21 protein-coding genes are annotated in these 22021 nt (G+C 40.8%); 14 read left to right on the forward strand and 7 right to left on the reverse strand.

Translation table 11 applies throughout. From position 1 onward, the window contains the following. Positions 1–10 precede the first annotated feature (10 nt). From NSQ29_RS06585 to NSQ29_RS06600, 4 genes are read left to right on the forward strand one after another with little or no spacing between them, the layout of a single operon-like run. A complete protein-coding gene (locus NSQ29_RS06585; RefSeq protein ID WP_042189875.1) occupies positions 11–775 on the forward strand; it encodes an ABC transporter ATP-binding protein in 765 nt (254 codons plus the stop codon). A gap of 23 nt (positions 776–798) precedes the next feature. After that, positions 799–1830 (forward strand): aminoglycoside phosphotransferase family protein, encoded by a 1032-nt coding sequence (locus tag NSQ29_RS06590; RefSeq protein WP_076300555.1) that lies wholly within the window; start codon positions 799–801, stop codon positions 1828–1830. Between the two features lie 14 nt (positions 1831–1844). After that, positions 1845–2333: a GNAT family N-acetyltransferase gene (locus tag NSQ29_RS06595; RefSeq protein ID WP_341052895.1), complete on the forward strand. Its 489-nt coding sequence runs from the start codon at positions 1845–1847 to the stop codon at positions 2331–2333. After that, positions 2330–3082, forward strand: a complete 753-nt coding sequence (locus NSQ29_RS06600) for a hypothetical protein (RefSeq protein WP_341124610.1) — start codon at positions 2330–2332, stop codon at positions 3080–3082. The genes NSQ29_RS06595 and NSQ29_RS06600 overlap by 4 nt, the downstream gene beginning before the upstream one ends. Before the next feature lie 23 nt (positions 3083–3105). Here NSQ29_RS06600 and NSQ29_RS06605 read toward each other — a convergent pair whose 3' ends face one another. Then, positions 3106–4371: an MFS transporter gene (locus NSQ29_RS06605; protein WP_341124611.1), complete on the reverse strand. Its 1266-nt coding sequence runs from the start codon at positions 4369–4371 to the stop codon at positions 3106–3108. A 49-nt stretch (positions 4372–4420) separates the two neighbouring features. Continuing rightward, positions 4421–5332, reverse strand: a complete 912-nt coding sequence (locus tag NSQ29_RS06610; protein WP_076286597.1) for a LacI family DNA-binding transcriptional regulator — start codon at positions 5330–5332, stop codon at positions 4421–4423. A 311-nt stretch (positions 5333–5643) separates the two neighbouring features. On the opposite strand from NSQ29_RS06610, the gene NSQ29_RS06615 reads away from it, so the two are divergent. Both NSQ29_RS06615 and NSQ29_RS06620 read left to right on the forward strand, forming a co-directional pair. After that, complete coding sequence (locus NSQ29_RS06615) at positions 5644–6195, forward strand: polymer-forming cytoskeletal protein (RefSeq protein ID WP_341124612.1); 552 nt, start codon at positions 5644–5646, stop codon at positions 6193–6195. Positions 6196–6333: 138 nt separating this feature from the next. Next, positions 6334–6579, forward strand: coding sequence for a hypothetical protein (locus NSQ29_RS06620; RefSeq protein ID WP_042189863.1), 246 nt, complete (start codon positions 6334–6336; stop codon positions 6577–6579). 63 nt (positions 6580–6642) lie between these two features. Here the strand turns inward: NSQ29_RS06620 and NSQ29_RS06625 are convergent, their stop codons facing one another. Beyond that, positions 6643–7260 carry a histidine phosphatase family protein gene (locus NSQ29_RS06625; RefSeq protein ID WP_339242465.1) on the reverse strand — a complete coding sequence of 206 codons (618 nt, stop codon included), beginning with the start codon at positions 7258–7260 and terminating at the stop codon, positions 6643–6645. A gap of 155 nt (positions 7261–7415) precedes the next feature. Here NSQ29_RS06625 and NSQ29_RS06630 point away from each other — a divergent pair, with 155 nt between their 5' ends. Beyond that, on the forward strand, positions 7416–8351 hold the full coding sequence (locus NSQ29_RS06630; protein WP_341124613.1) for a LysR family transcriptional regulator: 936 nt from the start codon (positions 7416–7418) through the stop codon (positions 8349–8351). A gap of 42 nt (positions 8352–8393) precedes the next feature. Here the strand turns inward: NSQ29_RS06630 and NSQ29_RS06635 are convergent, their stop codons facing one another. Genes NSQ29_RS06635 through NSQ29_RS06645 form a run of 3 tightly spaced genes read right to left on the reverse strand, consistent with a single transcriptional unit; the run spans position 8394 to position 13231 of the window. Continuing rightward, the gene (locus NSQ29_RS06635; RefSeq protein ID WP_341124614.1) at positions 8394–10223 is read right to left on the reverse strand and encodes an ABC transporter ATP-binding protein; all 1830 of its coding nucleotides are present in this window, start codon (positions 10221–10223) and stop codon (positions 8394–8396) included. After that, on the reverse strand, positions 10220–12061 hold the full coding sequence (locus NSQ29_RS06640; RefSeq protein ID WP_341124615.1) for an ABC transporter ATP-binding protein: 1842 nt from the start codon (positions 12059–12061) through the stop codon (positions 10220–10222). The genes NSQ29_RS06635 and NSQ29_RS06640 overlap by 4 nt, the downstream gene beginning before the upstream one ends. 42 nt (positions 12062–12103) lie before the next feature. Continuing rightward, positions 12104–13231 (reverse strand): helix-turn-helix domain-containing protein, encoded by a 1128-nt coding sequence (locus NSQ29_RS06645; protein ID WP_143759557.1) that lies wholly within the window; start codon positions 13229–13231, stop codon positions 12104–12106. A gap of 183 nt (positions 13232–13414) precedes the next feature. Here NSQ29_RS06645 and NSQ29_RS06650 point away from each other — a divergent pair, with 183 nt between their 5' ends. The 7 genes from NSQ29_RS06650 (at position 13415) to rbsB (ending at position 20004) form a co-directional block, all read left to right on the forward strand. Next, positions 13415–13891 (forward strand): DinB family protein, encoded by a 477-nt coding sequence (locus NSQ29_RS06650; protein ID WP_305953493.1) that lies wholly within the window; start codon positions 13415–13417, stop codon positions 13889–13891. Between the two features lie 424 nt (positions 13892–14315). Beyond that, positions 14316–15296, forward strand: a complete 981-nt coding sequence (locus NSQ29_RS06655) for a LacI family DNA-binding transcriptional regulator (RefSeq protein WP_042189849.1) — start codon at positions 14316–14318, stop codon at positions 15294–15296. A gap of 27 nt (positions 15297–15323) precedes the next feature. Beyond that, positions 15324–16202: a ribokinase gene (gene rbsK / locus NSQ29_RS06660; RefSeq protein ID WP_339271728.1), complete on the forward strand. Its 879-nt coding sequence runs from the start codon at positions 15324–15326 to the stop codon at positions 16200–16202. Positions 16203–16204: 2 nt separating this feature from the next. Continuing rightward, positions 16205–16603: a D-ribose pyranase gene (gene rbsD / locus NSQ29_RS06665; protein WP_076286605.1), complete on the forward strand. Its 399-nt coding sequence runs from the start codon at positions 16205–16207 to the stop codon at positions 16601–16603. Positions 16604–16621: 18 nt separating this feature from the next. Beyond that, entirely contained in the window at positions 16622–18103 is a 1482-nt protein-coding gene (locus NSQ29_RS06670) for a sugar ABC transporter ATP-binding protein (protein ID WP_339242449.1), read from the forward strand. Between the two features lie 2 nt (positions 18104–18105). Continuing rightward, a complete protein-coding gene (locus tag NSQ29_RS06675) occupies positions 18106–19074 on the forward strand; it encodes an ABC transporter permease subunit (RefSeq protein ID WP_042189841.1) in 969 nt (322 codons plus the stop codon). A gap of 12 nt (positions 19075–19086) precedes the next feature. Then, on the forward strand, positions 19087–20004 hold the full coding sequence (gene rbsB / locus NSQ29_RS06680; RefSeq protein ID WP_341124616.1) for a ribose ABC transporter substrate-binding protein RbsB: 918 nt from the start codon (positions 19087–19089) through the stop codon (positions 20002–20004). Between the two features lie 70 nt (positions 20005–20074). Here the strand turns inward: rbsB and NSQ29_RS06685 are convergent, their stop codons facing one another. Beyond that, positions 20075–21883 carry an LTA synthase family protein gene (locus NSQ29_RS06685; RefSeq protein WP_341124617.1) on the reverse strand — a complete coding sequence of 603 codons (1809 nt, stop codon included), beginning with the start codon at positions 21881–21883 and terminating at the stop codon, positions 20075–20077. Positions 21884–22021: the final 138 nt, after the last annotated feature.

The raw sequence follows: 22021 nt of genomic DNA on the forward strand, positions 1-22021 counted from the left end.
AGGTGGTAGTATGTTCATATTAGAGACGAAGGGTTTAAATAAAACCTTTGTAACCGGGCAAGGAACCCCGCAGACGGTATTAAAAGATGTTCATCTACAGGTATCAAAGGGAGAATTCGTAGCTATAATGGGGCCTTCTGGCTCAGGGAAATCAACATTGCTCTATACGATCAGCGGTATGGACCGGATGACTTCAGGAAGTGTTGTTTTTAAAGGGCAGGACATCAGTGGTCTTTCTGAGAGTGAATTAGCTGAACTGCGTTTAAATCAAATGGGATTTATTTTTCAGCAGATGCATCTTTTAAAAAACCTGACTATTCGGGACAATATCATCTTATCCGCTTATCGAGCTAAAATCGTTAGTCGTAGAACCATCAATAACAGAGCCGCTGAGTTAATGAAAAAAACCGGAATCTCCGCACTCGCTGAGCGTGATATTACACAAGTGTCGGGTGGACAACTGCAAAGAGCAGCGATCTGCAGGTCAATCATCAATGAGCCTGATATTCTATTTGGTGATGAGCCAACAGGTGCACTGAACTCTAAAGCTGCTAGTGAAATTATGGAGATATTAATAGATATTAATCAGACGGGTACAACGATTCTACTGGCTACACATGATGCGAAAGTCGCTGCTCAGGCAGAACGTGTCCTGTATATGCTGGATGGCAGCATAGCTTCTGAGCAATGGCTTGGTAAATTCAATCGCATAAATGGGGACTTAAAAGAGCGGGAAGAGAAGTTGTCGGCTTGGTTATTGAAATTGGGATTCTGATTGATAGGAAAGGGATACATAACATGGGAAATCTGAATTATAACTTAAATTTCGAAATGCTATGTGCAAAATACGGGTTAGGTCATTTAAAAAATGAACCAGAACAGGTAACAGGTGGTCTTCTACACAGAATGTATCGTCTACAAACGGACAAAGCGCTCTATGCAGTGAAAGCTCTAAATCCTCAAATTATGCATCGGGATACAGCCATGAACAACTATACTCTTTCTGAAAAGGTTGCAAATATGGCTTATCAAAATGGGATAAATGCAGTACCAGCTATCGTGTCCAAAGATAGTTTTATGCATGAATTCGAGGGTCAATTCTATTTATTATTTCCATGGGTCGAAGGTAAGGCATTGCCATCAGGAGGTATTAATATAGGGTGTTGTAAAAAGATTGGCGAAAACCTTGCTAAAATTCATAAGATCGATTTCGCTACACTTCTTGATCATCATCCTAATGAAAATCTTGAGGCAGTAAATACATCCACTGTTCGTTGGAATGAATATGCACTAAAAGCAAAACAGGATGGTTTGGAATGGTCTAGCTTGCTATTAGATAACCTGAACCAAATAAATCATTGGGAACAACTTGTAGATTCTTCAGCGGAACAATTATTAAATCATATGATTATCAGCCATCGGGATTTAGATCAAAAAAATGTACTATGGGATGAGCATCAGATACCCATTATTATTGACTGGGAAGCAGCAGGACCTATCCATCCAACCCAAGAGCTAATAGATGTAGCCCTTTATTGGTCAGGCTTTGAATCGGGAAGTGTAAGCAAAGATGCTTTCTGCACGCTCATTAGTACCTATCGGGAGCAAGGTGGCGAGATTTATGCTAACTGGTCCGACGTGCTAAACTATGGTTTTCATGGGAAGCTAGAATGGTTAGCTTATAATGTCAGACGATCACTCGGACTGGAGAGTACAGATGATGCGGAGCGAGAGCTTGGAACCCGTGAAGTAATAAATACAATCACTGCTTTAAATGACTATGATCACTTTATTCCTCAGTGTATCGAATGGTGTAACCAAGACTACTAAAGGAGAACTTATATATGAATGTAGTAAACGCTACTATGGAGGATATAAGAGGATGGCTGGAGCTGGCGGCAGAGGTGGAGTCCCTTTTTGGGCCGATGGTAGATGATCCGAATTTCACTCTAGCGTTAGAAAAAAATATCAGTCGACAAAGCGCTTTTTGTGTACGAGAAAACAATGGTTCGCCAGGTTCAAGATTACTTGGAGCTGTGTTATTCTCTTCATCCAATGCCCCTAATTACAAGATTGGTTGGTTATCTGTTTCAGCCATAGAGAGAAATAAAGGAGTTGCGACAGCCCTTCTTAACAATATTCTCGAAAGTATCGAAACCCCAGCAGAGATATTCGTTACTACATTTGGTGAGGATCATCCAGAGGGTCAACCTGCTAGAAGATTTTATCAGAAGTTTGGTTTCTTTCCTATGCAGGATGGGGTTCCAAATGGCCTCGAAGGTGGCTCAAGACAAAATTTCAAGCTGACGATCGCTCACAAGGATTCATTATGAAAAAAATAATTTATTTATCGGTGATTTCATTTTTCTTGCTAGCGATTTCTTTCAGCCCATTGTTCAACTATATCCGTGAGTATTTGATTTCAGATCAAATCAATCAGCGTTATGAGATCAACCATGCTGAGAAAGGGTATAACACGTTAAACGTTCAAGAACTAACGGTTGATGATAAGCATATTAAGATCCAAGAAGAAAATACAGGCAGGAAAGCAGAATTGACCCTTTGGGATGAAGAGGAGAGTGTCCCGCCTGGAGATATTGTGAAAGTTCAGTTTTTATTAAATGGTCAAAAAATCTCAACCGCTGATGAAATATGGCTGTCTAATCGGGAACGAGGAAGCAGATATTTCTCATGGATAGATATTCTCACTGTTACGGATCGAAAGACTGGCGAGAAAGAAATTAATATAGTCCAAAGACTTACAGATGATAGTCAGCCGATGGAAAAGAGAAAATGGAAAATAATCACGATCTCACATGATGGCAGTATAGAAGAAAAGGTGCTGAGTTATGCTCAAAGAAGTGACAATCATCTAGGGGTGAAGCTTATCGAGTTCTCGGGTACATCACTTATGGGTATGGGCTACTATTCGGATATTACTAAAAGTTATCCAAGTGTATTTTTCCCTCTAATTTATCCATTTTTAACAGGTGTCGTGGGAATCTTTCTATTGATCATTATAGTTGTTCAATTACTGATCGAGCTTCATAATAGGCGCGTTATTAGGAAAAACGGGCGATAACGGTCATAAGATATGTTCTAAAATTACTTATAATTTCGAATCACCTTTAACTTGGTCAAGGTTAATAAAGCAAATAGTAGTAGCAGGACTCCGATGGAACCCATGACAGGGGCTGGACTGAAGTGATCGGACAGGAATGAAACGGCTGTAAGACCAAGTGAGGGTGCTACACTCATAATGGACCCAAGTACACCGAAGACTCTACCTTGTATATCCTCCGAAACTTCCAGCCTGAGGATGGTATTTATCAGCAATGTACAGAATGAGAACATAAAGCCAATAAGAAGAATGATGGGAATGGCTAAGGCAGCAGTAGTGACGAACGATAACAGGAGGTACAGGGGACCCAGACATAGCAGTCCAGTCATGATAAAGAAGCCGCGATTCTTTAATTTGGAGCTGAGAAACAAGATCATGCTGGAACCAATCATATAACCTAGTGGAATACAGGCTTCCATGAGTCCAAACTGAAAGGGACTAGAATTCCATACTTTGACGGCCATAACTTGCGTTAGCATCAGTGAAGGCATAAAGAACAAAGTGAGCGTGGGGAGCATGATGATTATTGCTCGGGCGAAGGGGTATCTCCAAATATAACGAACGCCATCCGCAAGATCCTGTGTGAATTTTCTTTCTTCTTTAGGTCCGGTATTCACTCGGTTTGGGAGTGGAAGGGAGCGGACAGCAAGAACTAGTAGAAAGGAAACGAAAAATGTAGCTCCATCAAATAATATGGCATCTGCCGCTCCAAAACTTGCTACAAAAATACCTCCAGCCGAATACCCAATCGTCCTACAGATGTTCTCCGACAGGTTCAGAATCCCGACCGCTTTTTGCACATGTTCTTTACCAACAACAGTAGTAATAGAAGCTTGATACGCAGGAGATTGGAATAATGCTGAGACTGTCGTAAGTCCCGTTAATATAGCCACGATAATGAATGATGTAGAAGACATGGAAATGGCCAGAGCAAGCGTAACTGCTAGACCGCAGCTTATCAAATCAGTGATTAACATAATGGTTCTGCGATTGATCCTGTCTGCGAGTGTGCCTCCTATCGATCCGAGTAAAGAACTGAGCAATAGATTGATTATCGTAATAATGGCAATCATTTTAGCGCTTCCGGTCGTCTGAAGTACCCATAAACTTAAAGCAATGCTGTGAAAGGTATTTCCAAACAAAGAAATGGAATAGGAGCTGAGTAGCAGCATAAATCTCCGGTTTCCCCAAAGGGTTGGATAGGATTGAGCGGTGGTAGATGCATGTTTTGCTAATACAGGATCTGTCATTGGAAACTCTCCTCTCGACTTAAACGCTTAAGTGAATATCGAAAAAAAATTAATCAACAAAATAACGATTATTCTCTTGTTTGGAGTAGTCAGGACGATGTAACAACTCCTGCATTAGTTCAAAAGCAGTGGCTGATTTATCCCCAGTGAATATGAATTTCTGAACGTCTTCTCCAAGCATTTCTGGGCAATTACAGGTACATAGAACAGAAAGACGTGCGAATACCCCGGATTTTTCAACACAACTTCCGATAAACTCATTAATAACTATGGCCTCTTTGTAGATCCCCTCCGATAAGATTGTATTCAATTCTTCCATATTTTGAACTTTGAATATTGCTTTCTCAGGTAAAGGAAGACTATCTTGGATAAAGTTAGTGAGCAGGGAGTTATTGAAGCTCTCCATAATTAAACAAACCTGTGAAAGATCCTCCGGCATTACCTTCCGTAGAGCTGAACGATAATTGTAAAGAACTTGCTTAAACAGCTTATCTTCAATCATGCTGTCGATCAAAATCAAGGGGATACCTTCTACAAAATGTTTGGAAATCGAATAGAAGGATTCATCGTGCACATCGATCAGAAAGACGGCTTCGAGCTTTCTTTCAACGATGATATTCAGAGAAGGATGGTCAGTACCAAGAGAATATAGCAGCGTATGATATCCGGCATCCGTTAAACGCTGTTCCAAAGCACGAATAAATGTGAATTGGGCATAGAGTTTCCAAGGTGGCATATAAGCAGAATTATGGACAAGTACCCCTACTAATCCCGTTTTTTTATTGGCAAGCGAACGGGCTGCTAGATTAGGAATGTAATGAAGTTCTTCGGCAAGTGACAGAATTTGATTGCGGGTCTTCTCAGGAATGGTTTGGTTATCGACGCGGTTCAGAACATAGCTTACAGTCGCAACGGAGACATTAGCTTGTAGCGCGATGTCTTTCATTGTAGTCTTTTTCACCAGTAAACTTCTCCCTTGCTGAGATATTTATTTCCAAATATTATCATTAACACTTGAATAGAGTCAACGATTGACTTTATACCAAGAAGCAAATGATGCTTGTGTTCATTTTTATAATTTGGGTAAATAGATTTAAGAACCTAAATCAGTCAGCGAGAAGAGGTGTGACTAATGGGAACGAATCTTAATCGGGAAGAGAGCGCTCTGTGAAACCGCTTTAGATACTGACACAAATTTGTGAAATTATTCACTTAATTATTAAGAATTTTAATATATAATTAATTCATAATCAAAATTAGGGGGAATCGAAAATGAGACTATTTAAAATGATTTTAGTGGCTGGGGTTTCGGTAGCAGTATTGGCAGGTTGTGGAGCAAATGAGGATAAAGCAACTAATTCGGCGGCAACTTCAGCTCCGGCTGCTGAGCAGACAGATGCCGTCACTACAGCTTCGATCGTGAATCAAGCAGATGCATTTACTAAGGCTGTTAGCAAAGATGGAAACTGGATTGTTGCGATTCTAAATGATGTAACGATTCCTGATGAGGTTGTTGTAGCTGGAGAATTCCGTAATAAAGGAGCCGCAGATGGCGATATCTACCGTAAGATTGCCCTTTATTCGCAAGATGCTGATCACAAGATCACTGCTACTTATACACTAACCGTACCAAAGTTTACAGTACAAAGTGAGAATTTGAAAGTTGAAGGCGGAACGATTAAAGGCGATGTTTATGTAGAAGCGAAAGGCTTTACTCTGCCTGAAACCGCCACTATTGATGGTAACCTCTACTTCGCGAGCGAAGATCTGAAAACATCAGCTGTTATTGATGGAAAAGTGACTGGAACAACAGAAGTTAAATAATTTCGTAATCAACTTATACAGTAGAAGCCAATCCATAGACTATGGGTTGGCTTTTTTCTTTTTGTGATTATGTGATCTTCGGTTGATTTTCTTAATATTGAATTTATAATATTACTACCACTACTAGGAGGAACACATATGTCTAAGGAGTATTCACGCACATATATCGAAAGTGTAAAGCTTGAAATGTTAAATAGATTGGGACTTAAGCAAGTGTTCTTTAAGGAGCAAATAGGTGACGGCCTGATTTTTGAAGCGGTTGGTTTTGATAAAGGGAGCAAGCATCGTTTTTGTGTTAGACCGAAGACGAAAACAATTGACGAATTTATTTCAGGAAAATGGATGAAGGTCCGCAGCTTTACAATCAAAAGTGTGGAAATTTAAAATTGAAGTCTAAAAAGGGAACCCCATTAAATCGGAGTTTCCTTTTTTATTTTTGAGAAGGATTCATTGATAATGTGAAGTATCGCCGTACAGATCGATAGTTGTATTGTTGTCAGTTAGGGTTACTTTACACAATGCTGTAGAGAGAATATCCGGTAGTTCCCCTAATTCCTGCAATGATTTATTGAGAAAATGAGCCATAATGACTTTCAGGGTCATCCGATGCGTGACAATAAGTACCTCATGTCCTTCATTATCGTTAATGATACGCTCAATAGTCGGCGTTACTCTTTGTTCAAGCTGACTATAGGTCTCACCTGGGGCTAGAGGAATAAAAAGATCAGGTCTGGTGAAAAAATGATTGTACTGTAATGGATATTCTTGTTCAATCTGATCTGTGTTCATTCCTTCCCAAATGCCCATGTTAATTTCCATTAATGAAGCTTGCTGTTGAATCGGTAAACTCCGATTTCCTCGTAAAATCTGCGCAGTATGCAATGCTCTTGGACTAGTACTAGAATAAATGGCTCCTAAATTCTCACCTTCCAAACGTTCTCTCAACCATTCCGCTTGCTGTTCACCCAAGGTTGTTAACGCTGAATTTTGATGTCCTTGCATTCTTTTCTGCAAATTCCATTCGGTCTGCCCGTGACGGGTTAAAAATAATACTGTCTCTTTCATTAACGAAACCTCCCTTTTGAATAGTTGTAAGTATAAGATAAATAATTATAAATAAACAATATATAATAGTTAATATTCATAATGTATAGTTATAATAAGAAAGCCGAAGGTCCGTTAAATATGATTATATTTTATATAGTTAGGAAGAAATCAGGATGAACTATCATGTATTAAAATTGTTTTATTATGTTGCAATAACAGGGAGTGTGACCAAAGCCTCTGAACGTTTGCACATCAGTCAACCCGCTATATCAGCGCAGATCCGCAAATTTGAACGGGAGAATAATATCGTATTATTAGAGGTCATAGGAAAGAGAATGGTGCTAACACCGATTGGGAGAAAACTGATCGAACCACTTGAAAAGTTATTTGCTATGGGTGAACAGGTACAGCAGATTATTGAGGATTATCATAAATTTCCTGCGGGCCATATTCGGATTGCAGGTAATTACCTGGCCACAAGCATACTCATCCCCCGGTGGGCATCATTATACAAACAATCTTTTCCGGAGGTTAAAATTCAGATCTCTACTGCTAATTCTCATGAAGTCATGGAACAATTAAATAACTTTGAAGCAGACGTGGCGATTTATAGTGATATGGCGTTTCCTTCTCATCATACAGGGGTGTTCGAACATCGGGAGTTGTACAAGGACGAGTATGTGTTCGTAGTTTCTTCAAATCATTCTTTAGCCAAGCAGGAGGTTAGCTTTGAGGAAGTGATGGCTGAGGCATTTATTATGAGGGAGGAAGGTAGTGCAGCCAGAGAGAGAATTGTACAATTATGTGAAGAAAGAAAGGTACAACAACCGAAGATCGAACTGCAATTTAATGGAGTAAATGAGGTTATTCAAGCCGTGATTGCCGGTTATGGGATTAGTTTTGTATCTGCGTTGTTAGCAAAGCCTTATCTTGATCAGGGTATGTTAGCCAAGGTCGAAGTGGAAAATGTAGTCTCTAAGCATTCGATATGGATGAGCCACAGAAAGAAAGAGCTTCAAGAAAGCTATATCCAGTCATTTATTAAGCTCGTCATGAAACGATTAAAAGAAGAGGATAACTTATACTCGGTTCCAACGCATACACCTTGATTAAAATAACTTATGAATTACGATGTATGCATTGAACTGAGATCAAAGATTGGAATGTAATTGAAGCAACTCAGGTGCACTAATGTCTTCTGCTTCAGAAGATTTAAATTGAATGTTATATAATTGTGAGTATAGCCCATTCATTTCTAATAAAGACTCATGTGTACCTTCCTCAACAATCGAACCCTGATTTAATACGATAATTCTAGATGCTTCACGTATGGTGGATAGTCTGTGTGCAATAACCAATGTGGTTCGATTCTTCATTAACAAATCAAGAGATTGCTGAATCATTCGCTCAGATTCGTTATCGAGTGCGGAAGTTGCTTCATCTAGAAGTAGGAGTGGAGCATCACGAAGAAAAGCTCTGGCAATGGCTATGCGTTGTCTTTGTCCACCAGATAAAGTCGATCCATGTTCACCTAGGATAGTGTCATAACCATGGGGCATCTTCGTAATAAACTCTTCTGCACCTGCGAGCCGAGCGGCTTCTCGAATATCCTCTTCGCTAGCTGTACTAGTACTGAAGGCGATATTGTCTCGTATAGTTCCTGAGAACAAATAAGGGGTTTGGGGAACATAGGTAATCATTGCTCGTGCTTCTTCAAGCTGATCATGTACAGACTTTCCATAAACCGTGATGCTTCCTGCAGTAGGCTCATAAAGTCCATTACATAATCGAACGAGCGTCGTCTTCCCTGACCCGCTTGGCCCGACAACCGCGATAGTTTCTCCATGTTGTATATGAATATTAAGCCCTGTAAATAGGGAGGCTTCATTATCCGTTTTACCCGAATAGTTGTAGTGGACATCCTCTATTTGTAATGCAGCTACCTCTACGGAAGCGAATGTTGAGGAGCTGGATTCTGGCAAAGGATGAGTAGCTCCTTCATCAGGTGCATCAAGTATATCGAATACGCGGTCAGCTGCACCTAAAGCCTCCTGGACACCTCCCCATGTTTGAGACATATGGACAAAAGGCCATTGAACCCTACCCATCAAAATAATAAAAGCGAGTACTTCACCTGCTGATGTTCCGCCACTTAGAGCTGATAACGCAATTAAAGCGGCGCATGTCACCATTACGAGATTGTTGATAAAGGCAGAAGATTGCCATAAGAGACCATTTAGAAGCGATTTTCGCAGCTGCATTCTTCTTAACTGCTCACGTTCTAACGCATATTTATTTAAGAGAGTTTCTTCAAGCGAAAAGGCTCTTACGACCTTCATTCCTTGAAGCGTTTCTTGTAAGATTCCTCGTAATTCCGCCTCTTTTGCATATATTTGAGTAGATAATTTTCGTAATCTGCGATCAAAGAAACGTCCGGAAAGAAAAACAAGGGGACCCGATCCAAGAGCTAACAGGGCGATCCAGACATCCATTTTAGCCAAATATAGAAAGGAAATGAAACAGAGAAGTAGATTATAGCCTAGATCGTATACGATGCTGTTTATCATCCCCATGGCCATCCCTGCATCCTTAGTGTTACGAGAAGTCAAATCACCTGAATGCATGGACTGAAGGTAACGGAATGGAAGTCGGTGACTTTTATCAAACAGCTTCGCACGAATATCCCAAGCCATCCGACTTTGCATAACAAAGCGGAAGTAATGCTGCACCATAAGACAGCAGATAATGATGACACAAGCAATGGCACAGATTACAGTTATACGTGTTAATGCATCCATATTGGCGTTGTTGATCGTATCAATAAATACTTGCTGAATGGCTGCAAATCCTATGTCCATTACGAGTTTAGCAGAGAGCAGGAGTACAGCCACAATAAATCCAATTCGATAAGGGCTAGCGTAAGAGATTAATCTACGCAGAGCATACCCCAATTTTAGATTCTTGGATTCCATCTCATTCATATCTCTACCTCCCTGACCAGAGTAGAAATATCAGCCTTCTTCATTGAGGTCTCAACCATATTGTAATACTGACCTTGTAAAGTCATTAACTCCAGATGAGTCCCAGCTTCAACAATAGAACCCGCCTCCATATAATAAATGTGATCTGCATTTCTGATGGTAGATAGTCTATGCGCGATAACAACCGTTGTACGATCATGCATGAGTTCTTGCAGGGCCTGGCCGACAATCTCCTCATTATGGCTATCAAGTGCAGCTGTGGGTTCATCAAGAAGGAGAAGCTTAGGCGCTCGGACAAACGCTCTGGCAATAGATAGCCGCTGCCTTTCGCCGCCAGATAAGGTATGGCCCCGTTCCCCAATAGAAGTCTGATATTGAAGTGGGGTTCTCATAATAAATTCATGTATCCCCGCACTTTTTGCTGCTTTAATAATTTCTTCATAGGTTGCGTCAGGTCTTCCCCATGCAATATTTTCATATAGAGTTCCAGTGAATAGATAAGGCTCTTGAGAAACATAAGCCAAATGATTACGCCAAGACCGAGGGGGAATGCTGCTTAACGGCAACTTACCAGATTGGATGACCCCTTCATTAGGTTCATAGGTTGCGAGTATTAATTGAAGGAGGGTGCTTTTCCCACTGCCACTAGGACCGGCAAACGCAGTTACTTTACCTGGTTCTATGGTTAGATTAACTTTAGTTAATACTTGATGATTACCATAATGAAAACCTACATTCTCAAAGGTGATAGGGTACAAGCCACTAATTGCTTGGTTGTTATTCATCGGCGTTTCATTATGAGAATCTTCCTGATTACATTCACGGCTTGCGTCTTCTTCTGGTAAATCAATGACTTCAAACAATCGTTTACCTTGCGCCAGCGAGGCTTGTAATTCTGTCCATAGATTAGCCAGCTTTGATACAGGGTTTGTAATTTGCTCGAAACAAATCAGAAATGCCGCCACTGCTCCCACATCCAATCTCCCTTGGATAACTAGATATCCGCCGTAGGAGAGAACATATAGCAATCCACTAAGAATAACGGCAAAGGGCATATTATAGCCCACAGCTTCTAAGCGTGTGACAGGTAAATGAATGTTGAAATATTGCCTAACACGTTGTGTGAATTGATTATGCAGCTTAGGTGCAAGGGAGAAGGCACGCACAACCTCAGCACCCTGTACCGTATCTTGAATAAACATTTGTTGAGCGGTTTCAATTTGCTGTCTTTGCTCGTGCATGGAACGTAGGCGGGAAGTGAAGGGAATCATCACAAGTGGAACAAGCGAGCAAATCAATATAGTTCCGAGCGTTAAGACATATTGGAGTGAGAGCAGATAAGTTAGGAGAAATGTAATTTGCATCAGATTACTGAATAGTTCAATGGTCTTCTGATTGATACCTTGCTGAGCAGCTGGGGCAGAATCATTGATACGACTAATGAGATCAGCAGAATGATAACGATCCAAATCTTTCATCTGTACGTTTAATAATCTAGCTAGCAGTGATACCTGAAGCTTGGAGGTCGACTTGAATTCAAGCACACCTGATAAATAAGTCAATAAGAAGCTGGCTAAAGCATCTACAATAACGATTACTAGAGCAAAGATAGCACCAGACATCAAAAAGGACATGTTCTGATTCGTAGCAGCGTTGATTATACGTCGTAAAGATTCGGCTATCCCAACTGTTGCAAGGGAAACGACGGCAGCTAAGAGACATAATATGAGGTACCAGCCTAAATAGGGTTTTCCAAGTTTCAGTAAACGCATAAAAGTGTTAGAAACTACTTTGGATTTTTTGATCGAGTCTACTTCTATGTTTGTAGATCCATTCAATTTAGACCCTCCCCACTATGGTTTTAATTTGCTGTGGTTCACTTAAAAGATAGGAGGTTCCTCATCGAGCATGACTTTTGTGGTGACGGCAAGTAATTCTCTCAATTTATCCATTCGAAGATGGTAATATAATCGATGATCGGTTCTTTTTAGTTCGATAAGGTCTAAAAAGAATAGGAAGTTGGCATGATAAGTTACTGCCGCGGGCGTTATGCCAAGTGCTGATGCAATTTCTTGTCCATAGTGAGGGCGATTCCTTAAGAGCAGCAAGAAGTCTAAACGTCGTTTATCCGAGAATGCTTTTAAAAAAAGTTCAGTTTTCTCTCGATCAGCAGCTGGTCCGAATACATGATCATTAAAAATGCCGAATATAACCCAAGCGATACGAGAACTTCCTGCGTAAAAGAAGAGAACATGATTCCCAACTTGTGAGAAAAAGCTGACATGAAAAGTAGTGGGAACATCATAAACTGCAGGTTCATTTTTGTTGATATCACGAATGAATCTTTCAGGATTCGCTAGGAACAAACCTTCATAACGCTGAGAGGCTTGTTCAGACTCCCTTTTTAACTCCTCTTTCCAAAGTGAAAAGACATCCTTGTAGAACTGGTTTAAGAGCTGCATATAACGTAGCTTAGTTTCTTCGGGATAAGCAAGGCACTCTAGTAATGGCCCCTGCGCTTCAATCACATCCAGCTGCGGTTTTGTTCTTGCCACAAGCTCAGCCATTAAGCGGGTATCCTTCTTGACGATTTCCCAATCGTTTCCTTCTAGCAACTCATCTAATTTATCGTAATACACACCATATACCATTTCAGCGACTACCTTTTCTGCAGGACTCTTTTCCAGTCGATTTATCCATGCTTCAGCTGTTTGTGGTTCTGGACAAGTGCAAATGGATTCATAGAAAGCAAAATCGAGTGCTTTATGAAAAAAGTTGTACTGGAAAAAAAACTGAAGTTCTCGGTAGGAGTGAGGTGACAACCGTGCTCGTGCATCTTTATGATAAGACAACGCTTGTGGGTCCATTTCAAGTTTGTAATCCTCAGCTGCCTTAAGCAACTGCTCTTCACAAGCAATCATTCCCATAGAAACAATGAATTCCAAAGCTTCGTTGTACGCAAATTTTATGTTCGAAAGTAAGGTATCTTTCATGTTATCTTCCATCATAACCTCCGATATTTCTCGTTATAGAATTTAAATGTTGGGATGATACGACTAATATTTAATGATGACTTAATGTTAAAATAAACCATTCATTTTCTTTTGTAAAGGGATATTTTACAATTCGTACTAACTGCTAGGATTCGGTTGTCGTGCATGGTAAACTATGGATAAAAAATAGGAGGGGCCATGATGGAGCCAATCGTGTTCAAACAAATTGAATTTGTACGTAGTGTTACTGTTCGTGCAGTTGAAGAACTTTCCGAGGAACTACTAGATATCATTCCACAGGGCTTTAATAACAACGTTAGATGGAACTTGGGACATATTTATTTGGTGCAAGAGAAGTTCGCTTTTCATTCCGCTAGGGAGCTTATGCAATTGCCGGAAAGCTTTGAACGATTATTTGCAAAAGGTACTAAACCTGCAGAGTGGAGCGAGAAACCACCAACACTTGAAGTGTTAATTGAGATGCTTTCGGAGCAACCCAAACGTATTCAGGAAGCTATGCACAATCGCTTAAGTGAGCAAGTAACCCCTCTTACAACGGGTAGTGGATTAACTTTAAATACAATCGGAGAATTCATAAATTTCACGCTTTACCATGAAGGGATGCATTTTAATACAATCAAACTATTAAATCGATTTGCTGATAAAAGACTTTAGAGATCTTTAGTAGACAAAAGTCTAAGGTCAAGGAGGTATTCGATGGAGGTTGGAAGAATTTTAGGTATTGCATATAATGTGATCCCAGTTAAAGACTTGGAGAAATCTGCAGCTTGGTTTGTGAAACATTTGTCGTATCACTTCATAACAATTTGAGTTCTGAAGATGTGAAAGTCGGAAACATTAGCGATGAAGGTGAGTATGGGAAGTTTTTTGTATTTGAAGATCTGGATGGTAATTTATTTGATGTCTGGGAACACCATGATTGTGAACTGGTTTATTAGCCTCACAAAGGATAGCGAGTTCAATCGATATCTTTTGTTATATATTGGAACGAAAAAAGATTTGTAATGAAAACGGTTTTATGATAATCTAATTAATGTAATACATGTAACCGGTTACACATTGGGGGATGAAATGAATCATGATGACAATTAAAGATGTTGCAAAAATAGCTGGAGTGTCGGTAGCAACCGTTTCTAGGGTGTTAAATGAATCTGGTTATGTGAATATCGATACTCGAAAAAAAGTTGAGGCAGCTATCAAAGAAATGAATTATACCCCTAATGAGGTTGCAAGGTCATTGTATAAACGGAAATCCAAATTAATAGGACTTCTATTGCCTGACATTACGAACCCATTCTTCCCGCAATTAGCACGTGGGATAGAAGATCGGATGCAGGAGCATGGTTATCGAATAATCTTTGGTAATAGTGATGAGAACGAGGAAAAGGAATTGGATTATATTCAAACCTTTATCCAAAATAATGTCATTGGCATGATCTCATCAACCAATTTTCCCGAGAAAGATATTTATTCTAATTTGAAAATTCCGGTTGTATTTCTTGACCGTACTTCTAATGACAGTCCCTCCGTATATGCAGATGGCAGAAAAGGCGGACGCCTTGCTGCTCAAGAAATCATTGCACGGGGAAGCACCAAAATTACAGTTATGCAAGGACCGGCGCATATTAAACCGGCGCAAGATCGATTTCAAGGTGCAATTGAAGTACTTGATGAAATGGGAATCACTTATCAAGTGATCCAGACTTCATCCTTCTCCCACACGGAAGCGGAACAATGGGCTGTAGAGTTGTTTGATAAATATATAGATACAGATGGTGTAATTGCCAGTAATGATATCGTGGCGACAGCTGTTATTCATGAAGCACATCGCTTAGGTAAAAGAGTGCCACAGGATCTCCAAATCATTGGATTCGATGATATCCCACTCAGCAGCCTGTTGTCGCCTTCGTTATCCACTATCCGTCAGCCTGCACATGACATGGGCCGTGAAGCAGCTGGTTTACTTATTAAGTTAATTGAGCAAGATAAAGTAGAAGATAAAATCATTCAATTACCCGTTAGCTTTGTGGAGCGGGAAACAACAAGAAGAAAAGAATAGATGACAACATAAGAAAGGTTGATGGACATGGCTAAAATTTGTGTAATCGGAAGTTGTTCAATGGATTTGGTGGTGACCTCATCCAAGCGACCTCACGCAGGGGAAACTGTTCTTGGAGAGAGCTTCGCTACCGTTCCAGGAGGCAAGGGAGCGAATCAAGCTGTAGCTGCTTCACGTTTGGGCGCAGAAGTTACGATGGTTGGTTGTGTAGGTGAAGATTTCTATGGTACGGAAATCATGGAGAATCTTAAGAGAAATCGGGTTCTTACAACCAATGTGGAACCGGTTACACATATCGAAAGCGGGACAGCTCACATCATTTTAGCAGAAGGTGATAACAGCATTATCGTTGTAAAAGGAGCTAATGATTTAGTCACTCCTGAGTTGGTTGAGCGAGCACTTGATGCTATAAAAGGGTCTGATATGGTGCTAATCCAACAAGAGATACCCGAAGAAACGGTGTCTTATGTAAGTGAGCTTTGCCATAAATTCAATGTACCTATGCTGCTTAATCCAGCTCCTGCTCGTCCCATCAGTGACACGATTATAGAAAATGCCACCTATCTGACACCGAACGAACATGAATGTACGATTTTATTCCCTGGGATGAGTACTACAGATGCTTTACGGAAGTATCCCAACAAGCTGTTTATAACAGAAGGAAGCAATGGCGTACGATTTTACGATGGAGAACAAGAAATTCTGGTTCCTACTTACAAAGTGAACGCTATAGATACGACCGGAGCTGGAGATACTTTTAATGCGGCATTTGCAGTTGCTTTAGCTGAAGGCAGCTCCATTCTGGATAGTGTAAAGTTTGCCAATAGAGCGGCTTCCTTATCCGTTACTAAATTTGGTGCACAAGGTGGCATGCCGACAAGAGCAGAAGTGGAGGCGAATCTTTAGTTATGAAGAAACAAGGGATATTAAACAGTCATATTTCCAAAGTGCTTACTGACTTAGGCCACACTGATACAATTGTCATCGCAGATGTGGGGCTTCCAGTTCCACCAGGTGTTCCGAAGATTGATTTGGCGGTTAAACTAGGGGTTCCTAGCTTCCAAGATATCGTTGATATCATTTCAGAGGATATGGTCATCGAAAAGGTGATCGTTGCAGAGGAATTAGAGACTGATAATAAAGTCACCTCTCAATACTTGAATAATAAATTTAAGGAAATACCGATAGAAGCGTATTCACATGAGCAATTTAAGCAGCTGACGATGCAGGCTAAGGTTATTATTCGCACGGGTGAAGCTAAGCCGTATGCAAACTGTATTCTACAAGCTGGGGTCTATTTTGGATAAAAAGGGGGTTCTAAGTGTATGCACATTACGATGAAAGATATTCATAAGTCTTTTGGCGCTAACCGTGTATTGACCGGTGTGAATTTTGAACTTAAGGATGGTGAAGTTCATGCCCTGATGGGTGAGAATGGCGCAGGTAAGTCTACGCTGATGAATATTCTGATCGGTCTGCACCAACGTGACCAAGGTACCATTCGTATAGATGATCAGGAGAAATACTTTACGAATCCCAAAGAGGCAGAACAATATGGAATCGCATTTATCCATCAGGAGCTAAATGTATGGCCAGATATGACGGTTCTGGATAATCTGTTCATTGGCAAGGAACGAACATCCAAATTCGGCCTGTTAAATAGGAAAGAGATGAAAGCGTTAGCAAATGAACAGTTTGCTAAGCTCTCTGTGACCATTCCTTTGAACCAAGAGGCGGGGGAATGTTCAGTAGGTGAAAAACAGATGATTGAGATCGCTAAAGCGCTTATGACTCATGCGAAAGTTATTGTTATGGACGAACCTACCGCTGCATTAACCGAGAGAGAAATACAGAAACTATTTGAAGTCATTGCCTCGTTAAAGAAAGAAGGCGTCTCTATCGTCTACATTTCGCATCGGATGGAAGAGATTTTTACGATATGTGATCGAATCACCGTTATGCGAGACGGGAAAACCGTAGACACGAAGCCCATTCCTGAAACTAATTTTGACGATGTAGTTCGGAAGATGGTAGGTCGTGAATTAACGGACCGGTTCCCTGAGCGTACTTCTAAACCCGGAGAAGTGGTTCTTGAAGTTAAGAATGCTTCAAAGAAAGGGCAATTTAAAAATGCTAATTTCTCTGTGCGAGCTGGCGAAATCATAGGATTCTCTGGATTAATGGGATCTGGACGTACAGAGATGATGAGAACCTTATTCGGATTAGAATCATTAGACCAAGGTGAGATTTGGGTGAAGGGACAGAAGATTACCATTCGGAATCCCAATGACGCTATGCAAGCTGGAATCGGCTTTGTTACAGAAGACCGCAAAGATGAGGGGTTAATCCTAGATTTCTCTATTCGAGATAATATGGTACTGACGAATTTATACGACTTTGCCCCTAAAGGTGTAATCAATGCTAAGAAGGAACAAGAATTCGTGGACATGCTTATTAAACGGCTACACATTAAGACACAATCATCATCCACTTTGGTCCGGAATTTATCTGGGGGTAATCAACAAAAAGTAGTTATCGCCAAATGGATTGGTATTGGCCTCAGTGTTCTTATCCTTGATGAGCCTACACGCGGCGTCGATGTTGGGGCAAAACGGGAAATTTATCAGCTTATGAACGAATTAACTGAACGAGGTGTCGCCATTATTATGGTATCCTCAGAACTTCCTGAAGTCTTAGGGATGAGTGACCGCATCGTAGTTGTTCATGAAGGGGAAATCAGTGGAGAACTTTCACAACAAGAAGCTACGCAAGAAAAAATCATGACGTTAGCTACAGGGGGGCAATAGTAATGACTACTATCAAAGATGAGAGTGTAAAGAAAGGTTTCCAAATTGGGCAAATCACGCAGAAATTAGGGCCATTACTAGGGCTAATCATTCTAATTATTATCGTAACCGTGCTGAATCCAAGCTTTATGGAACCCCTTAATATACTGAACTTGCTTAGACAAGTCGCAATTAATGCGCTTATCGCTTTTGGAATGACCTTTGTTATTCTAACGGGTGGTATCGATTTATCAGTAGGGTCTATTCTAGCTTTATCCAGTGCCTTCACAGCCAACTTGATGTTGTCAGGCTGGGATCCAATCTTAGCTATTGTTGTGGGTTGTTTAGCGGGTGGACTGATGGGGATGGTCAACGGACTGATGATTACGAAAGGCAGAATGGCGCCTTTTATTGCTACACTCGCGACCATGACTATTTTCCGCGGATTAACGCTTGTATACACGGACGGTAATCCGATCACAGGTCTTGGTGACAGCATGACGTTCCAATTGTTTGGTCGTGGATATTTACTAGGAATACCTGTACCTGCTATCACGATGATTATCGTATTCGCTGTGTTGTGGATTGTACTGCATAAAACTCCATTTGGCCGTAAAACGTATGCTATTGGGGGTAATGAGAAAGCTTCCATTATTTCAGGGATCAAAGTAGACCGCATCAAAATAATGATCTATTCCTTAACCGGTATGTTATCAGCATTGGCTGGTGCCATCTTGACCTCTAGGTTGAACTCAGCGCAACCAACAGCAGGTACATCTTATGAGTTGGATGCGATCGCGGCAGTAGTATTAGGGGGGACGAGCTTAACAGGTGGCCGTGGACGTATCGTAGGCACATTAATTGGTGCTCTTATTATCGGGATTCTGAACAATGGCTTGAACTTGCTCGGCGTATCATCATTTTACCAAATGGTAGTTAAAGGGATCGTTATTGCGATTGCTGTACTCATAGACCGTAAGAAAGCCGTATAAGGGGGATTCCACATGAAAAAGCTCACATTAATTATTACTTCCTTACTCTTGATTCTTATGACGGGCTGTTCCTTAGAGCCTCCAGAGTGGGCAAAGCCGAACAGCGGCGGAGGCCCAGGGGATATGAAGATTGGACTATCCATTTCTACCTTGAACAATCCGTTCTTTGTATCTGTTAAAGATGGAGTTTTGGCAGAAGCTAAGAAGCTTGGTATGGAGGTTCTCGTTATCGATGCGCAGAATGATTCGGCCAAGCAAAGTAATGACGTTGAAGATTTAATGCAAAAAGGTGTAAATGCGCTGTTAATCAATCCAGTAGACTCTTCAGCGATCTCGACGGTTGTTCAGACAGCTAACAGTCTAGATATTCCAGTCGTTACTTTGGACCGTTCTGCAGATAAGGGAGACATTAAAGCCCTTGTTGCCTCTGATAATGTAAAAGGTGGATCAATGGCAGCTGAATATATTGTAGAGCAGCTTGGAAAAGGTGCAAAGGTTATAGAACTAGAAGGATCACCGGGAGCATCAGCTACCCGTGAACGCGGGAAAGGATTCCATGAAATTGCCGACACGCAGCTTGAGGTGATTGCGAAGCAAACTGCTGATTTTGACCGTACGAAAGGGTTGACCGTTATGGAGAACCTTCTCCAAGGAAATCCAGATGTACAAGCGGTTTTCGCTCATAATGATGAAATGGCTCTTGGTGCTATAGAAGCGATTCAGAGTTCAGGTAAGAATATTCCTGTCATCGGTTTTGATGGAAATGAAGATGCACTTAAATCCATTGAGGCGGGTAAACTCACAGGAACCGTTGCTCAGCAGCCTGCATTAATTGGGCAGTTAGCGATTCAAGCAGCGAAAGACGTATTAGATGGCAAGACGGTTGAGAAGCTGATTGCCGCACCTCTAAAACTGGTCGTAAAAGAATAAGTAAATGACTATAGAAAAACACTGCATTCGCCGATTTGGTGAGTGCAGTGTTTTTGATACATATATAAGCTTATTTTTCCTCAATTACTCTATCCGGTAACTGTGTTACATAACTATCTGATAGATGGAGAAGCTCTAAAGCACGATCGAACTCATCCTCGGTCGTTTGTTGCGTGTGGTTACCATCGCCAGATAAGGTATAATGCTGACCATCCTCGAAGCCACTGCCAGATAGGAAGAGCTCTTCATTATTTACGAACGATCCTGTTGGCAAATAATAGCGCTGAGGAAGTAGGTTATAAGTCGATTGATTCAATAAATCTTGTCCGAAATGAATATGATCCGCAAGAGAAATACCCAATAAATTAGATACAGTAGGCAAAATATCCACTTGACCGCCCAACTGTTCTTTTACACTTGGCGTTGTAATCCCCGTCGCTGATAGGATCAACGGAATATTAATTAATTCGCGTTCCGTATATTCATGACCAAGGATTTCCTGTAATAAGACGTGATCGTCCTCTTTTAGAGAGAAGATAGGAAGTCCGCGGTGATCTCCGTACAATGCAATCAAGCTGTTATCCCATACCCCATTTTGTTTGAGCTCATCAATAAAAAGTCCAAGTGCATAGTCAGCATAATTTTGAGCACGAATATAATCCCCGACTAATGTTCCTTCGAATCGTTCTGGAAGGGCCATTTTGTATTTATCCTCAGGGATCGAGAACGGATTATGCGCTGACATCGAAATAACATGGGAGTAGAATGGCTGATCCTTCTGATCCATCCTTGCTAGCTCTGCAGCTGTTTTCTCATACAACACCTCATCAGAAGCTCCATAAAATACCGTGTCCTCTTCACCATAATATTCCTTATCGTAATATCGATTAAATCCTAAGGCAGTATAAAGCTCGCCACGGTTCCAAAAGTCGACTTCATTGGTATGGAATGTTGCCGTATCATAACCTTGCGCTTGAAGCAGCTTAGGTAAGCTTGGAAGCTCTTTTGGCGCATACATTTGAGTGGCTGGACCATCAGGTGGAACATAGAAAGAAGTATTTACAATGAATTCGGCGTCAGAAGTATTTCCTTGTCCAACCTGCTGGTAGAAACGCGGAAAGTAATAACTGCTAGCCGCAAGCTTATTCATATTCGGCGTAATTTCTACTCCATCAATCTTTAGATTGATTAAGAAGTTCTGGAAAGACTCCATCTGAAGAATGACCAGGTTCTTTCCTTTGGCGGCTCCAAATTGAACCGGATTTGAGGTTGCTTGAATTCCTTTGGTCTCGTTAATCGCTGCTTGTGTAATCTTAGCGACGTCGATTTGTTCTTCTTCTTGATTGGCTAATAGAGAGTAAGCTTCATAATTGAGAATGCCCATTTGCTCGGCTTTAACGGTTTCGTTCATACTGGCTCGGTTAGGAAAAATATTCATTGCGCAAATGACGATGGAAACACAGAATAAGATCGCAACCGCTTTCCGGTTACTTTTACGCGACATGGCTTTTTTCCAATTAAGTGCCTTCTGTTTTCTCAACATGACCAAACCAATGACAATGATATCCACAAAAATAAGCATATATTGCGGACGCATGACCGAGAAAATACTTTTCTTAACGGCTCCAACTTGCTTGACCTGATCTAATACTTGTGAAGTAGCAATAATGCCAAAATGATTATGATATACAATGAGTGAGAAAAATAGTGTAGTGATCAACACATTGACCAGCATGTAGATGGCAATTTTTCGTTTCGTTGCGAACCATTCAATCAAGCAAAAGACTAGAAGCACAAAAGGGATTTCTTTAAGCCATGTGGTCCACGTAGGCCCGTCTTCAAAGAGAAAATACCAAGCAAAATAACTTTTAACTAGCATAATGAGAGAGAAAAATAATAGGGATCTTTTACTGAGTGTACGAGGTTCTTTAAACGGCATCTCTTATGCCCATCCTTTTCTTTTAGATTAGTTCATTCTATTACTTGAAGTGTTTAAAATCAACTAGATTGGGGTATA

Source organism: Paenibacillus sp. FSL F4-0236 (assembly GCF_038000135.1).
Classification (GTDB): Bacteria; Bacillota; Bacilli; order Paenibacillales; family Paenibacillaceae; genus Paenibacillus_AQ.